Source organism: Endozoicomonas atrinae, from assembly GCF_001647025.1.
Taxonomy (GTDB): Bacteria; Pseudomonadota; Gammaproteobacteria; order Pseudomonadales; family Endozoicomonadaceae; genus Endozoicomonas; species Endozoicomonas atrinae.
Genome location: NZ_LUKQ02000791.1, coordinates 1 through 454 on the forward strand (window position 1 = coordinate 1; position 454 = coordinate 454).

Here is a 454-nt window from a genome sequence, read left to right on the forward strand (position 1 = left end):
CCGACAAAGCGAAGGTGGAAGCGTTCGTGGCGTGGGAGTGCTGGAAGGTGAACGGCGAATTCAGCCTGGAACTGCTGCGGGCCTTTTCCTCCATGTGTAATGGCAAAGGCTTGCCCGACAAAGCGAAGGTGGAAGCGTTCGTGGCGTGGGAGTGCTGGAAGGTGAACGGCGAATTCAGCCTGGAACTGCTGCGGGCCTTTTCCTCCATGTGTCATGGCAAAGGCTTGCCCGACAAAGCGAAGGTGGAAGCGTTCGTGGCGTGGGAGTGCTGGAAGGTGAACGGCGAATTCAGCCTGGAACTGCTGCGGGCCTTTTCCTCCATGTGTAATGGCAAAGGCTTGCCCGACAAAGCGAAGGTGGAAGCGTTCGTGGCGTGGGAGTGCTGGAAGGTGAACGGCGAATTCAGCCTGGAACTGCTGCGGGCCTTTTCCTCCATGATGAGCAGTAGGGGCTT

At 58.4% G+C, this 454-nt stretch carries 1 protein-coding gene; it reads left to right on the forward strand.

The features are described from left to right. Positions 1-47: 47 nt before the first annotated feature. Positions 48-454, forward strand: a 407-nt coding sequence (locus AK963_RS34485; protein ID WP_238593916.1) for a hypothetical protein, incomplete at its 3' end; no start/stop codon positions are given.